Here is a 15,578-nt window from a genome sequence, read left to right on the forward strand (position 1 = left end):
TGACCTCGAGGGGCTAACCGCCAGAGCTGGACAATTCTCAAATTTATAAGATCAAAAAGGGGATGAACACTATGCGTCATCCCCTTTTCTATTATCCAATCCGCAAACGGCTTCTAATCTTATTGACTCTTTCTCCAAACAACTTGTCTGCAAGTTTGCTTCTCAGGCTCAAGTAAAAATAGACAAGTGCCCCAACTCCCCCGCAAATAGCCACAAGGATGATCGCCTGGAATCCGGAAGCAGGATTTAAGAATTGTTTTAATACACCATACAAAATCAGCACAACTACGGCCATGACCGCATTCATGATACCTATTGCCACCGTCCTCCGGATGATAAGTCCGAATTTGTAACGGGCATATTTTTTAATCACATACAGGTTGATTGCAATCGCTACTGCGTAACCGATCGTTGTTGCGATAACGGCTCCCTGAGTTTCAAACAGCTTGATCAGCGGTATGTTCAGCACAAGCTTCAGAAGCAGTCCTACCAGCAAACTGAAGATGGTGAATTTCTGCTCATCAATTCCTTGAAGGATGGCTGCTGTAACAGCATAAAGAGCAAATAAAATCGCAACTGGCGCATACGTTCTAAGAATCGATGTACCTAATTCGTCGCTATGATAAAACAATGTGTAAGTAGGTTCTGCCAATAAGGCGATTCCGATGGATGCAGGAACCGTTAAAAACAACAGGATCTGAAAAGATTGATCGATATTCCGGCGCATCGTTTTCCGGTCACCGCTTGTGTAGGACGTTGTGATAAGCGGAATCAATGTCATGGAAAAGGCTGTTGCCAGAGACACGGGAATAATCACGAGCTTATGAGTATAAAAGTTTAATACCGCGAAAGCATGGTCAGAAACCTTGGCATTCCCGATTTCTGCCATCGCTGTATTAAAAGTGATCTGATCCACAAGCTGGAACAATGGATTGGCTAGTCCCACAAAAATGAACGGAATCGAGTATGCAATAATTTCTTTGTACATCTTAGTCAGGGAAACCTCCGCTTGTCCCCGGTCTTCCTCCAAAAGCTCATCTAAATGAGGCTTCCGTTTAAACCAATACCAGATGAGTACACCGAGACTAGCTAGTCCACCAACGAAAGCAGCAAACGTTGCTACACTGATTGCTGTCGTGACCGAGCCGTCCATAATATGCAGCACTACATAAATCCCGCCAAGTAAAAATACAATTCTGACGATCTGTTCGATGACTTGTGATACAGCAGTTGGCCCCATCGATTGATGTCCTTGGAAAAACCCCCGTATCAGGCTCATGAAAGGAATGATGATCAATGCAAAGCTGACCGCACGGATGACCGTCGTTACTTGTGCTACTGAAATGACCTGTTCATCACTCTTAATGGTCATCTCTGCAAATATTGGAGCAAAGATGTACATAACAAGGAATGATAGAATTCCTGTTAACGTCATTAACAGCAATCCTGACTTAAATAACTTCCTCCCGACCTCGTATTCCCCGATCGCATTATATTTCGATACAAACTTCGAAACAGCCAATGGAACCCCGGCTGTCGCCACAGTCAAAAAGATCGTATAAGGCACATATCCGTATTGATACAGCGACGCCCCTTCTTCATGGCCCTTCAACAACTCATCAAACGGTATAACATAAAAAAGACCCAAAAACTTTGAAATGAAGGTCCCTAACGTTAAAATGAACGTTCCTTTTATTAATTTAGATGACATAGTATCCCTCTCTGGAAAAGCACATTCCGTTTAGAAATATGCGTTAATACTTCTAATAGTTTTTCACACTATCATAGTTTACTACTCTGCGTATCGAATGACAATTTTTTTCGGACGGAGGCTTTATTGAACTGAAGCTTTTTATAGTGGATCATTTTTGATAATATTAACTTTTAAGAAGTAAAACGATAAAGTTGGTGGAAAAATGTCAGCATATGACGTAATTGTTATAGGAGGAGGACCATCGGGATTAATGGCGAGCATAGCAGCCGGAGAGAACGGTGCCAGGGTCCTTCTTGTAGATAAAGGAACGAAGCTTGGAAGAAAGCTTGCCATTTCAGGCGGCGGTCGCTGCAATGTGACGAACCGCCTGCCGATCGATGAAATCATTAAACACATTCCCGGAAACGGACGCTTCCTTTACAGCGCTTTTTCCGAGTTTAATAATGAAGACATCATTTCTTTCTTTGAAAACCTGGGGATTGAATTGAAAGAAGAAGACCACGGACGCATGTTCCCGGTCTCAAATCGTGCGCTGGATGTAGTAGAGGCGCTTCTGAATAGAATGAAAGAGTTACAGGTCGAGACAAGAACGAATACGGCCGTTGAAGAAGTGATTTATGAGGATGGCGAGACTAAGGGAATCCGATTAATGAATGGCGAAGTGATCCATGCAAAAGCCGTGGTCATTGCAGTGGGCGGAAAGTCTGTCCCTCATACCGGTTCGACCGGGGACGGATATCCATGGGCAAGAAAAGCCGGCCATACGATCACTGAATTATTCCCTACGGAAGTTCCATTGACATCCGATGAACCCTTCATCAAACAAAAAGACTTACAAGGGTTGTCTCTCCGTGATATTGAACTGAGTGTGCTCAACCCAAAAGGCAAAAAACTGATTACACATAAAATGGATATGATCTTCACTCACCTGGGCATTTCAGGACCCGCAGTACTGCGTTCGAGCCAATACGTCGTAAAAGCGATGAAAAAATGGAACCTGACTCATGTGACGATGGTCATCGACTCGCTTCCTGATACAAACGAAGAGCAGCTCTTCCAATCTCTGTTCAAGCAAGTGAAAGAGGAAGGAAAGAAAGCGGCAAAGAATATTTTTAAAGGTCTGGTGCCTGAAAGATATTTGTTATTTTTACTCGAAAAAGCCGAAATAGACGCCGATGAAAAAGGTGATCATATTTCTTCCGAGAAAATACGCCAGTTTGCAAAGCTGTTAAAGCAATTCACATTTACAGTGAACGGCACCCTCTCAATTGAGAAGGCGTTCGTGACAGGCGGCGGCGTTTCGGTGAAAGAAATTGAGCCGAAAACGATGGCATCAAAGAAAATGCACGGTCTGTTCTTCTGCGGTGAAGTCCTTGACATCCATGGATACACAGGCGGATATAACATCACCAGTGCACTTGTGACCGGCCGTCTTGCCGGCTATAACGCTGCACAAATATAAAAAAGAAAGGTTGATCGTCTTCCATTCAGACGCATCAACCTTTTTATTTTCGATAAATGACCATTGCAGAGAAACAGTAAATCTGTTCTTCCTCTTCTTCTGCCATCGCAGCGATATGATATTTGATATCGACGATTTTCTTTTCATCCACTTTACTCAGAAAATAATTCATATCCTTCTCCAAATCCTTCTCATGTTCATAATCAAACACCTTCACCTGAATCATTCCGCTCCCACCTTTCTAAAACTATCACTAGTATTGTCAGATAATTAAATTTTCAAACAACTCAACTAAAAAAACACATCCCCGCTTTAAAGGGATGTGTTTTTTGGGAGCTCTATTATTTCTTAGGCGCAGTCTCTCCAGCCCAGTTCATCATGCCGCCTTCCATGTTTACCACTTTGTAGCCTTGCTCCTGCATAAAATGAGCTACATTTCCGCTGCGGTTGCCTGAGCGGCAGATAAAGATATATTCTTTATCTTTATCGAATTTGTCCAGTGACTCAGGGATTTCACCCATTTTGATATGGCGTGCCCCGGGAATCATCCCTTCCGCTACTTCCTCATCTTCACGGACGTCTACCAATAATAAGTCTTCGCCATTTTGAATCTTTTTGTTCAATTCATCGGTTGTGATCGTTTTAATTTCAGTCATTTTCTTCACCCTTTCACGGTAATCAATTTTGATTATATCAAAGGAATTCCCTATCACAAAAAAATTACACTTGCAGGGGTATCTGGGATGGGGGGATGTACCAGGTACAAAGAGGCTGCTTTGTACCTGGTACACAACTCTCGACCGATTGGTGGTGCCACGATTTATGGTGCCAGGCACAAAACCCCTCTTTTGTGCCTGGCTCAAATCAACCTTTTTGTGCCTGGCTCAAATCAACCCTTTTGTGCCTGGCACAAATTACTCCAATTGTGCCTGGCACAATTCCACACTTCTGTGCCTGGCACCAGCTCTCCATCCTTATCCCCACTCCCCCAGAAAAAACAATTAAAAAGGAACGGACCCTTAAAAAGTCCGTTCCCTCCCATTCAACATCAGTTAGCTACAATATTCACTAGCTTGCCTGGTACGGCAATTACTTTGCGTACTGTTTTTCCTTCGATTTGGCTCTTGATGTCTTCATTTTCCATCGCTGTCTTCTCAAGGTCGTCTTTGTTCATGTCGCGAGGGATCATGACTTTCGCTTTCACTTTACCGTTCACTTGAAGGACGATTTCGACTTCGTTGTCCACAAGTTTTGATTCATCAAATGATGGCCATTCCACGTATGTGATGGAGTCTTCATGACCAAGTTTTTCCCAAAGTTCTTCTGTCATATGTGGAGCGATTGGTGCAAGAAGCTTCACGAAACCTTCTACGTATGCTTTTGGAAGAGTGTCTGCTTTATACGCTTCATTGATGAACACCATCAGCTGGGAAATACCCGTGTTGAATCGAAGTCCTTCATAGTCTTCTGTGACTTTCTTAACTGTTTGGTTGTAAATCTTATCCAGTCCAGGGTTGGCAGTGTCAGACACTTTTCCAGATAACGTACCATCTTCCTCGATAAGAAGGCGCCACACACGGTCTAAGAAACGGCGGGCTCCGTCAAGTCCGTTCGTACTCCATGCAACGGATGCCTCAAGCGGCCCCATGAACATTTCATAAAGGCGAAGCGTATCTGCACCGTGAGATTCGACGATTTCATCCGGATTGACGACATTTCCTTTGGATTTACTCATCTTTTCATTATTTTCACCAAGGATCATACCCTGGTTGAAGAGCTTTTGAAACGGCTCTTTCGTTGGCACTACTCCGATGTCATATAGGAATTTGTGCCAGAAACGTGCGTACAGAAGGTGAAGTACCGCGTGCTCTGCTCCACCGATGTACATATCAACCGGAAGCCAGTCATCCATCTTCTTCGCATCGGCAAGTGCTTCCTCGTTATGAGGATCGATGTAGCGAAGATAGTACCAGCAGCTTCCTGCCCATTGCGGCATCGTATTGGTTTCGCGGCGGCCTTTTTTGCCTGTTTCAGGGTCTTCTACATTCACCCATTCACTGATGTTGGCAAGCGGTGATTCGCCTGTGCCCGATGGCTTGATTTCCGTCGTTTTAGGAAGGACAAGTGGAAGTTCGCTTTCCGGAACACCCGATGTCGTGCCGTCTTCCCAATGAATCACTGGAATCGGCTCGCCCCAGTAGCGCTGACGGCTGAACAGCCAGTCACGAAGGCGGTAGGTCACTTTCTTCGTGCCGATTTCTTTTTCTTCAAGCCAGCTAATTGCTTTCGTGATCGCGTCTTCTTTTCCAAGACCGTTAAGGAAATCGGAATTGACGTGTTCTCCGTCACCAGTATAGGCTTCCTTCTCAACGTCTCCGCCCGCTACCACTTCAACGATTGGCAGGTCGAATTGTTTTGCAAACTCATAGTCTCTTTCGTCATGGGCAGGTACGGCCATGATGGCACCGGATCCGTAGCTCACAAGTACGTAATCGGCAATCCAGATCGACATTTTGCTTCCGTTTGCCGGATTGATGGCATAAGCCCCTGTGAACACACCTGTTTTTTCCTTTGCAAGATCGGTACGTTCAAGGTCGCTCTTGGTTTTCACTTTATCAAGGTACGCTTCAACCTTCTCTTTTTGTTCTGGAGTCGTGATTTTTTCAACCAGTTCATGTTCCGGCGCAAGCACTGCATAGGTTGCACCGAAAATCGTGTCCGGACGTGTAGTGAAGACATCAAATGATGCATCATGTCCGTCAATGTTGAAGACGACTTCAGCTCCTTCGGAACGGCCGATCCAGTTGCGCTGCATATCCTTGATGCTTTCCGGCCAGTCGACATCTTCAAGGTCTTCAAGAAGACGATCCGCATAAGCAGTGATCTTCAGCATCCACTGTTTCATCGGGCGGCGTTCGACCGGGTGGCCTCCGCGCTCACTCTTCCCGTCGATGACTTCTTCATTGGCAAGTACCGTACCGAGTGCAGGGCACCAGTTCACCGCTACTTCATCCACGTATGCCAAGCCTTTTTCATAAAGCTTAAGGAAGATCCATTGCGTCCATTTGTAGTAGCCCGGATCCGTTGTATTCACTTCGCGGTCCCAGTCATAAGAGAAACCGAGCGCCTTGATCTGGCGGCGGAAGTTATTGATGTTCTGCTCCGTGAATTCAGCAGGATCGTTCCCTGTATCAAGTGCATATTGTTCTGCAGGTAGTCCAAACGCATCCCAACCCATTGGGTGAAGGACATTATACCCTTGCATGCGCTTCATTCTGGACAGGATATCCGTCGCTGTGTATCCTTCCGGGTGACCTACGTGAAGGCCGGCACCTGATGGATACGGAAACATATCCAGCGCGTAGAAGTTCTTTTTCGACTCGTCTTCGGTCGTTTTAAACGTTTTGTTCTCTTCCCAATACTTTTGCCATTTCGTCTCAACACTTTTATGATTAAAACTCATATTGAGATCCTCCTTTAACTTGATGGTAGAAAAGGTCTTGATGCAGTCTGGTGTCTGTATACAGCCGCTTTTCTTTTAAAAAATAAAAAAACTCTCATCCCAAATAAATATTTGGGACGAGAGTTGTATTTACATTCTCCCGCGGTACCACCCACATTAGTGTACGCGCACTCAGCTTCATTCATCCTTAACGCGGAAAACGGCAAGTCTTACTAATTGTTCACACTTGCAACTCAGCAGGCGAGTTCATGATGCTCCCGGTTGACTTTCACCACCCGTCAACTCTCTAAGACAGAAAACATTCACTACTACTCCCGATCAACGTCTGAAATATAAGAATCATTATATGTATTCACTATTTTAGGAGAAATTATTCAGGAGCGCAAGCCCAATGTTGTGGAATTTGGTAAATTTGAGTGGGATTTTGACAGAGACGGTACTTTGTTGATGAAGGAATGATGATGAAAACAATGAAACGGCCCATCACTGAGCCGCTTCCAGCATTCCCAAAATCATTGAACTGTATAGCCCCCGTCAAGTACCACAGCCTGGCCCGTCACGCCTTTTGCTGCGTCACTGCATAGGAACATCGTATAATCGGCGATTTCTTTTACGTCGAGGAGCCTTCTTTGCGGCACCAGCGGGTAAATGACCTCCTCAAGCACTTTCTCCAACGGGACGTTACGCGTCTTAGCCAGATCGCCGAGCTGATTCTGCACAAGCGGGGTATCAACATACCCAGGACAGACAGCATTCACGGTGACGCCATGTGCCGCTGCTTCAAGTGCCGCCACCTTCGTCAGACCGATGACGCCATGTTTCGCAGAGTTATAAGCAGCCTTGCCTGAAAATCCAACCAGCCCATTGATGGAAGCCATATTGATGATCCTTCCAAACTTCTGCTCTTTCATGATGGGCAAGGCATGTTTGATTGCCACGAAAGGAGCGGTGAGCATGACTTTCACTAAGAACTCAAATTTTTCTGTAGGGAACTCCTCGATCGGCGATACATGCTGAAGACCGGCATTATTGATCAATACATCCAGCCTGCCATAATGATCTACCGTCGACGAGATTGCATCTTTTAAGTCTTGCTCCGATGTAACATCACAACGGATGCCCAGAGCTTCATACCCTTCTTTTTTCAGGGAGAGTGCAGCTTCCTGCACTCCATCTTCTTTAAGATCCGTTAGTACCACTTTTGCACCGTTTGCAGCGAATTCCTTTCCGATTTCAAAACCGATTCCTTGAGCTGCACCCGTTACAAACACGACTTTATTTTCAACCATGATGATACTCCTTTCTTAGATACCTACTCCCAAGCTGAATAATAAGATGGCGATGGCCAATCCGATCAGCGGAACAATGACAGTCAATGCTCCAACTGCACCATAGGCTTCTCCGTGAGTCTCATTACAAATCGATCGAATCGTAGTGACGACATATCCGTTATGCGGAAGGGAATCCAGTGCACCTGAAGAAATCGCAACAGTCCGGTGAAGAGCTTCAGGATTAACACCCATATCGACGTAATGAGGAGCCAGGATAGGAAGGGCGATTGCCTGACCGCCGGATGCTGAACCTGTCATACCGGCAATGACACTGACCGCAATGGCTCCGCCGATAAGAGGTGAACCAGGAATGCTGGTCATGACATTAACAGCCGTCTCAAATGCAGGGACTGCTTTCGCCACCCCGCCGAATCCAACTACCGCTGCCGTGTTACCGATGGCAATCAGGGCTCCGATCGTACCCTCTGAAACCGCACTCCAAAATCCTTTGAAATATTTTCGATTTAAAGCATATGCAGAGATGACCCCGCCCAATAACGCAATGATCAGAGCGGACTGCTTTAAAGAGTCGTGGAAAATAAACGAAAGGATCAGCACGACTAATAACGGGATCAGACCCAGTAATGGATTTGGTAACGGTCTGCCTTCATCAATGACAGGATCTTCTTCGCGTGCTTGGAATCTTTCTCCTTTGTTGACCGCTTTGGCAATCATTCGCTTTAACCACCAGTAGCCGAACACTGCCATGAACACTGCCACGATCAAGCTGACTTCCCAGCCGGCGTATGGCGTTGTCCCTAAATATTCAATCGGGATCCAGTTTTGGATTTCAGGCGATCCGGCTGACGTCATCGTAAAAGTAACGGAACCGAATGCAAGTGCAGCAGGTATGAACCGCCGCGGCAGATCTGCCTGCTTAAATAGACTGACAGCCATCGGATATACCGAAAAGGCTACAACAAATAAGCTTACCCCGCCGTAAGTCAAAACAGCACATGCCAATACAATCGCAAACACTGCAAATTTCATACCCAATTTATCAACGACAAAACGCGAAACACTGTCTGCCGCTCCGCTATCCTCCATTACCTTACCGAAAATGGCACCAAGTAAGAACATTAAATACCATGCGGCTACGAAGCTTGTAAACCCTGACATATAGTTGGAGACCAGATTCGCTTCCCCTTCAGCAGCCAGCTGTGGAAACAGCGGCATTCCGCTCAGTACAGCCACAAATAATGCAGAGATGGGTCCGACAATTAATATGTTCATACCCCGCATTGTTAAAAAGATTAATAAAATAAGTCCACCAATGAGACCAATCATACTTAACATCTTGTAATCCCCCTTTTTTCAATAGAAATATCTCTCTCACCCATTTTGCAATCGTTTACATTTTTCCGTTTGGAAAATGCCTGCTCCTTTCTGTACCATCGTTCACTTACTATACATGCAATAATTGTGCCAACTTTCAGATTAATGGAATCAGCATTTGAATGGAGTGACAGTCCGGAAAACCGGACTCTTTTTAAAATCATTCACAGGATGTACACAATTGCATATCCAAAATAAAAAGTCCGAAAAACCGGACTACTTTCCAGAAATCCGGACTAATCCAGAAGCTGATATTTGTTTAACTTTTCATATAGAGTCGATTTACTTATTCCGAGTGCCCCAGCCAACTCTCGCTTGTCATGGTGAAATTTTTTCAAACTTTGTTCCAGGACACTTTTCTCAGTATCATCCAGGATTTCTTTCAATGTCTTAGATTCTACATTGTAGAGTGTCCCCGCTTTCATATACTCAGGCAGGGAACTCATAGGAATCTGATTTTCGTTCGATAAATAGGTTGAAGCATTGATCACGTTTTCCAATTCCCTTAAGTTACCCGGCCAGCTGTAAGACGTGAAGACATCCAATACGTCCTGCTTGAATCCCTGAATCCTTTTGCCGGAGGACTTCATCGATTTCCCCAAAAAGAATTCAGCAAGCATAGTGATGTCATCTTTCCTTTCCCTTAGAGGAGGTATGACAAATGGCACCACATTGATTCGATAGTAGAGGTCGCTCCTGAATCTTTTTTCTTCCATCATTTTTTCAAGGGGCCGGTTGGTGGCCGCGATGATCCTGACATTTACCTGATGCACACGGGACGATCCTACCGCTTCCACTTCTCCTTCCTGCAGGACCCTGAGAAGTTTTGCCTGCATATTTAGCGGCATATCACCGATCTCATCAAGGAAAAGGGTGCCTTTATGGGCAAGTTGGAATTTCCCTTTTTTCCCGCCTTTTTTGGCTCCGGTAAACGCACCCTCTTCGTATCCGAATAACTCTGACTCGAGAAGCTGTTCAGGGATCGCTGCACAATTCACCTTGATGAAGGGTTGACCGCTCCTCTCACTAAGCTGATGTATGCTGTGCGCGAATAATTCCTTCCCCGTTCCGCTTTCCCCCCTGATAAGAATTGAAATATCACTGGGGGCTATCATTTGAGCCTTATCTTTCAACTCCCTTATCCCCTCGGATTCCCCGATGATGTCATTTAAGTTGTACTTCACACCAGTATTGATATCCTGTATGTAGCTTTGAATCTTTGACATCATGTTTTTCACATGCGAACTCATCTGCATCCATTCACTTGTATCACGGAAAATGACACTTCCGAATGCTCCGATCACCTCACCAGCCACAACGATCGGGATCCGGTTTGCAATCATATAATTTCCCTTGATGTACTGTAGATCGGCCACTTCTTCCTTACCGCTCTCTACGACCTTGTGCATTCTTGTATTTTCAATCACGTTTGTCACATGCGTCCCGATCGCTTTTTCACGGTCCACTTCAAGAAACTTGCAATAATTTTCATTGATGTAAATGATATTCCCATCTTTATCGACTACAACCAGCCACTCAAAGGCATTCTCCAAGATGATTTCAATCATCTCGGCAGAGACTTTCTTCAACAGACTGCTCATCCCAATCCCCTTCTTTCTTGCTGAATGATCCCTTCAATAATTACTATCTATTCAAAATATCCTAACTATTATAGTAGCATATCGATTTGCCACTTAGGGAATTTCCAGAATATACAAAACAGGAAGAATCGGGTTTATAATTAAGCACGAGAGGGAATCTTTTTATATAAATACGAGGAGGTGATGGAATGGAAATTGATCGTTTAAACATTTATTATTTAGAAGATGATGGAAGCATCCCAAATAATCCAGATCTGCCTGTTCTCATCTACCGGCATGCAGTGGAAGACACGGATGAGATGGAAAGAATCTTTAATCATAATGAATGGCTGAACAGCTGGGTGAACGGCATCCATGATTATCACCATTATCACAGCAATACACATGAAGTGCTGGGGGTCATGGAAGGCGAAGCACTTGTACAGCTTGGGGGCGGGAAAGGAGTGGAACTCACGATTCAAAAAGGTGATATCATCATACTTCCCGCAGGGACCGGCCACAAAAAACTGTCCTCCAGTCCAGGCTTTAAAGTAGTCGGGGCCTACCCTGGCGGAGCAGAATATAATATGAAAGAAGGGTCTTTGAAGGAACGGCCGCAAGTCCTGATTGATATCAAAAGTGTGCCTCTCCCCGAACGTGATCCCGTTTATGGTGACAAGGGCCCGATCATTAAATACTGGCTGCAAAAGAAGACAAAAGTGAGCGAATGAATAACTGTAAAAATCAACCAGGTTTTTATTTCATAATAAATGATTGTTTTTGGGTTCATTCCATGTTATTCTATACAAGCGATGAGCTGAATTGTGTAAGTCGGTGATCACGCCTTCAAGGCAGCAAACTATGTGGAGTTTGGATCATCCGCCTCAATTTTTTGCAAGTGGGCTTCCATAGGAAATGGGAGCCCTTTTATTATGTAGAAAAGTAAAAAGCCAATGAAAAATTCATTGGCTTTTTATTATTATTGTACAGGCAATGATACTGGCGATTCCTTTTTCAGCGGCCGGTCATAAAGGCTTGAAAGTGTCAGGGATATGATGAAGAATCCAATCAGTGTCATGAATAATATCTGCATGCTGAACAAATCAACCAGCACTCCCCCGATGAACGGTCCGATCATTCTTCCGCCGGTTGCCGTACTGTTTACAATTCCTTGATAAAATCCTTCACGACCTTTTGGGGCAAGTGAATTGGCAATCGTCGGCACAGCCGGCCAAATCAACATTTCCCCGATTGTCAGGATGATCATGGAGATCGCAAACCACTCAAACGTATCCGAAACAGAAGCCACTCCAAAGGAAACCATGAATATGACCGTTCCAATTATGATCTGAAGCTTCAGGTTATCTTCAAACCGTTTGATTGCTTTTGATAAGAGAGGCTGTGCAAGCACGATCAATGCGCCGTTGATCGTCCAAAGCAGGCTGTACTGCTTTAAACTGATATTGATTTCCTGTGTATAGGTTGCAATTGTCGACTGCCACTGGACATAACCTACCCAGCACAGTAAATAGGCAGCACATATGATCAGAAGCGCAGTCAGCTTTGATTTGTTCCGTATGACTTTTTTCTCGCTCAATACAGAGGTCTGTGTGGCTGAATCAACCGATATATGACGGTAGCCGAAAAGAGCAATCAAGAAGAATGCAACATACATAAGTAAATTCGCGAGGAATATATAACTGAATGAAAAAGATGCCACCAGCCCGCCTAATGCCGCACCAACCGCAACTCCGATATTTTGAGCCACGTAAACGGAATTGAACGCCTTCCGTCCTCCTTCTGGCCACACAGATCCAGCCATGGCATACATAGAAGGAAACACAATCCCGGACCCAAAACCGACAACAGTCAGAAACACCACATAATATGGCCAGCCCTGCCAAACATTCATCCCGATCAGCGCTGCCAATGTAATGATGATCCCAAGTAATATGGAGCGGTAGCCCCCAAATTTATCGAACAGGTTTCCGCCAATCAGATTCCCGATGACACTGGCACCTGCGTTGATCATCAACACAAGACCGGCAACAGATAATGACTTTCCAAGATGCTCATGAAGGTAAATCGTATTGAGAGGCCATAAGAAGGAAGAACCTGTGACATTCACCATCATCCCAATGACAAGCAACCATAAAGATTTAGGCATTTTCTTCTTCCCTTTCTACCATTTATTTCGAGTCCCAAAAGAATTTTACTCCTTTTGATCGGGAGGGGCAAGAACAATTTTTTTGAATTTTTTCGGGTGAATTTATGGAGATTAAATACAAGGGAAACAGGACGGTTGAATTGTGCCTGGCTCAATTCGACTGTTTCGGCCCAGGCTTGGATGCACTAATCTGAACCCGGCTCAAATGACTTTTTGTTCCTTACTCGATTACGTGTCTGCTTACGGCATCTCACAGCCAACTGCCAAAACCAACAAAAAAACTAGGCACCATGAAAGCACCTAGTTTCTAACATCATTTGCCATTATTCTGCTTTGATTTGACCGGCTGCCCCTGTTTTTCGTAGTTTTTCTTGGCTGTTTTGACAGGGTTTTGTTCAGCTCCGAATTCTGTATCTAAATTACGGAAATCGCTTCTTGTTTTTTGCTCAGGATTATTTTGTTTAGAACGTTTTTTCAATGTAATTTTCCTCCCACTACCGTTGGGTCGTGTTCTAATAAAATCATCTCATTCTGAAGATTTTGCAGCTGAAGTCTCATCCTGTGCAGTTGTTCGCGCTGCTGGGCATTCGCACTGTGTGCCAGGTCAGCCACATCATTGACCGACTCTTCAATCTGCTGCATCGCTTTCGTGTACTCCTGATCGTGATAATGCTCCTGCTCCATTCCGGATTTGTATTGCTCTTGAGCGTAACGAATGGCATCTTCACATTTCTGAATACAGTCTTCAATGGATTGTCTTGTTGCCATGTCGACTACCTCCTGCTTTCTATGGTCTAAAGAAGAGAATATGCCTGCTCTTCTTCTTCATTAGTTTTAACCTGTTGACCGCATTCAGAAGTGGTAATCTTCACCTATTTAAAGAGAGAGGATACATTCACGATGCCATTCATGTTAAAATCTTTTTGATGAGGGTTAACATACATAATAGATGAAGAAATTAGGAGGTGTTTGTCATCATGGCAAACCCATTTCCGTATGCAGCAGATAATAAACGATATCATACATGGAATTATCACTTACGTAATCATTTTGGTCATAAAGTGTTCAAAGTGGCACTTGATGGCGGTTTTGACTGTCCGAACCGCGACGGCACAGTGGCTTACGGCGGCTGTACGTTCTGCAGCGCAGCCGGCTCAGGAGATTTTGCAGGGGACCGTGTCGATTCGCTTGAAAAACAATTCAACGATATTAAAGATAAGATGCATAAAAAATGGAAAGATGGCAAATACATGGCCTATTTCCAGGCATTCACTAATACCCATGCACCTGTAGAAGTCCTGCGGGAGAAGTATGAGTCCGTATTAAAACAGGAAGGTGTCGTCGGAATCTCCATTGCCACTCGTCCCGACTGTCTCCCGGATGATGTTGTCGAATATCTTGCTGAACTCAATGAACGGACATATCTCTGGGTGGAGCTCGGACTTCAGACCGTCCATGAAAAGACAGCAGACTTGATTAATCGTGCACACGACTATCAATGCTATGTTGAAGGCGTGAACAAGCTTAGAAAACATGGAATCCGTGTATGCTCCCATATCATTAACGGCCTGCCGCAGGAAAATGCAGAAATGATGATGGAAACTGCACGTGAAGTGGCAAAATTGGACGTGCAGGGGATTAAAATCCACCTGCTTCACTTGTTAAAAGGCACACCCATGGTCAAGCAGTATGAAAAAGGGCTCCTTGAATTCATGGACTTTGATGAATACGTGAAACTGGTCTGCGATCAATTGGAAATCCTGCCTCCTGAAATGATCGTCCACAGGATCACCGGGGACGGCCCGATTGAAATCATGGTTGGACCGATGTGGAGTGTAAATAAGTGGAATGTGCTGAACGCAATTGATCATGAATTGAAGAATCGCAACAGCTGGCAAGGAAAATATTATAATGTGGATGTGAAAGCATGAAATTGGAAAGAATCTTACCTTTTGCCCGAAAGCTATTGGAAAATGCAGTGAAACCGGGCGATATTACAATAGATGCAACACTCGGAAACGGCCATGATACATTGTTTCTCGCTCAACTCGTGGGGGATAACGGCCGCGTTTACGGCTTCGATATCCAAGAGGAAGCCGTGCAGAATACAAGGGATCAACTCGCCACACATGAACTCGCTCACCGTGTGACGCTGTTTCACCAGGGACATGAGACAGTCATGAATGTCATCCCTCCCGTTCATCACGGAAAGATTACTGGAGCCATCTTTAACCTTGGTTACCTTCCAGGTGGAGACAAAACGATTGTCACCCGACCAAAGACAACCATTTCCGCAATGAATCAAATTCTTGAAATGCTGGCTCCTGAAGGTATCCTCATCCTCGTTATTTACCACGGTCACCACGAAGGAGCCGTCGAACGGGACTATCTGCTCCGTTATGTAGAAAAATTAGATCAGAATTACGTACACGTTTTACGCTATCAATTCGTCAACCAACTCAATAACCCTCCATTCATCCTTGCATTGGAGAAAAGATAAAACCAGGGACGGGCCTTTAGCATACT

Annotated in this window: 14 protein-coding genes and 1 other annotated feature; of the genes, 4 read left to right on the plus strand and 10 right to left on the minus strand. The window is 44.7% G+C overall.

Annotated features, from left to right (window positions below):
- Positions 1-91: 91 nt before the first annotated feature.
- Positions 92-1,711 (minus strand): putative polysaccharide biosynthesis protein, encoded by a 1,620-nt coding sequence (locus ACUXV2_RS14945; protein ID WP_446243975.1) that lies wholly within the window; start codon positions 1,709-1,711, stop codon positions 92-94.
- Between the two features lie 205 nt (positions 1,712-1,916).
- Here ACUXV2_RS14945 and ACUXV2_RS14950 point away from each other — a divergent pair, with 205 nt between their 5' ends.
- Positions 1,917-3,176, plus strand: a complete 1,260-nt coding sequence (locus ACUXV2_RS14950) for an NAD(P)/FAD-dependent oxidoreductase (protein WP_446243976.1) — start codon at positions 1,917-1,919, stop codon at positions 3,174-3,176.
- Positions 3,177-3,219: 43 nt separating this feature from the next.
- On the opposite strand, the gene ACUXV2_RS14955 is transcribed toward ACUXV2_RS14950, so the two are convergent.
- The 6 genes from ACUXV2_RS14955 to ACUXV2_RS14980 all read right to left on the minus strand — a co-directional run bounded on the left by ACUXV2_RS14955 (position 3,220) and on the right by ACUXV2_RS14980 (position 10,906).
- The gene (locus tag ACUXV2_RS14955) at positions 3,220-3,402 is read right to left on the minus strand and encodes a sporulation protein Cse60 (protein ID WP_446243977.1); all 183 of its coding nucleotides are present in this window, start codon (positions 3,400-3,402) and stop codon (positions 3,220-3,222) included.
- 115 nt (positions 3,403-3,517) lie between these two features.
- Positions 3,518-3,832: a rhodanese-like domain-containing protein gene (locus tag ACUXV2_RS14960; RefSeq protein WP_446243978.1), complete on the minus strand. Its 315-nt coding sequence runs from the start codon at positions 3,830-3,832 to the stop codon at positions 3,518-3,520.
- A 392-nt stretch (positions 3,833-4,224) separates the two neighbouring features.
- The gene (gene leuS, locus ACUXV2_RS14965; RefSeq protein ID WP_446243979.1) at positions 4,225-6,639 is read right to left on the minus strand and encodes a leucine--tRNA ligase; all 2,415 of its coding nucleotides are present in this window, start codon (positions 6,637-6,639) and stop codon (positions 4,225-4,227) included.
- Positions 6,640-6,748: 109 nt separating this feature from the next.
- Positions 6,749-6,970: a binding site (T-box leader), on the minus strand.
- Positions 6,971-7,151: 181 nt separating this feature from the next.
- Positions 7,152-7,928: a 3-hydroxybutyrate dehydrogenase gene (locus ACUXV2_RS14970; RefSeq protein WP_446243980.1), complete on the minus strand. Its 777-nt coding sequence runs from the start codon at positions 7,926-7,928 to the stop codon at positions 7,152-7,154.
- Positions 7,929-7,943: 15 nt separating this feature from the next.
- Entirely contained in the window at positions 7,944-9,266 is a 1,323-nt protein-coding gene (locus ACUXV2_RS14975) for a GntP family permease (RefSeq protein ID WP_446243981.1), read from the minus strand.
- A 275-nt stretch (positions 9,267-9,541) separates the two neighbouring features.
- The gene (locus tag ACUXV2_RS14980) at positions 9,542-10,906 is read right to left on the minus strand and encodes a sigma-54 interaction domain-containing protein (protein WP_446243982.1); all 1,365 of its coding nucleotides are present in this window, start codon (positions 10,904-10,906) and stop codon (positions 9,542-9,544) included.
- A 188-nt stretch (positions 10,907-11,094) separates the two neighbouring features.
- Here ACUXV2_RS14980 and ACUXV2_RS14985 point away from each other — a divergent pair, with 188 nt between their 5' ends.
- Positions 11,095-11,616, plus strand: coding sequence for a cupin domain-containing protein (locus ACUXV2_RS14985; protein ID WP_446243983.1), 522 nt, complete (start codon positions 11,095-11,097; stop codon positions 11,614-11,616).
- Positions 11,617-11,864: 248 nt separating this feature from the next.
- Here ACUXV2_RS14985 and ACUXV2_RS14990 read toward each other — a convergent pair whose 3' ends face one another.
- The 3 genes from ACUXV2_RS14990 to ACUXV2_RS15000 all read right to left on the minus strand — a co-directional run bounded on the left by ACUXV2_RS14990 (position 11,865) and on the right by ACUXV2_RS15000 (position 13,820).
- Positions 11,865-13,052: an MDR family MFS transporter gene (locus ACUXV2_RS14990; protein ID WP_446243984.1), complete on the minus strand. Its 1,188-nt coding sequence runs from the start codon at positions 13,050-13,052 to the stop codon at positions 11,865-11,867.
- 313 nt (positions 13,053-13,365) lie between these two features.
- A complete protein-coding gene (locus ACUXV2_RS14995; RefSeq protein WP_446243985.1) occupies positions 13,366-13,530 on the minus strand; it encodes a glycogen biosynthesis protein GlgD in 165 nt (54 codons plus the stop codon).
- On the minus strand, positions 13,527-13,820 hold the full coding sequence (locus tag ACUXV2_RS15000) for a YtzC family protein (protein WP_446243986.1): 294 nt from the start codon (positions 13,818-13,820) through the stop codon (positions 13,527-13,529). The genes ACUXV2_RS14995 and ACUXV2_RS15000 overlap by 4 nt, the downstream gene beginning before the upstream one ends.
- A gap of 209 nt (positions 13,821-14,029) precedes the next feature.
- Here ACUXV2_RS15000 and ACUXV2_RS15005 point away from each other — a divergent pair, with 209 nt between their 5' ends.
- Together ACUXV2_RS15005 and ACUXV2_RS15010 are read left to right on the plus strand one after the other, a co-directional pair.
- On the plus strand, positions 14,030-14,983 hold the full coding sequence (locus ACUXV2_RS15005) for a TIGR01212 family radical SAM protein (protein WP_446243987.1): 954 nt from the start codon (positions 14,030-14,032) through the stop codon (positions 14,981-14,983).
- Positions 14,980-15,552 (plus strand): class I SAM-dependent methyltransferase, encoded by a 573-nt coding sequence (locus ACUXV2_RS15010; protein ID WP_446243988.1) that lies wholly within the window; start codon positions 14,980-14,982, stop codon positions 15,550-15,552. The genes ACUXV2_RS15005 and ACUXV2_RS15010 overlap by 4 nt, the downstream gene beginning before the upstream one ends.
- Positions 15,553-15,578: the final 26 nt, after the last annotated feature.

Source organism: Rossellomorea sp. NS-SX7 (genome assembly GCF_052828565.1).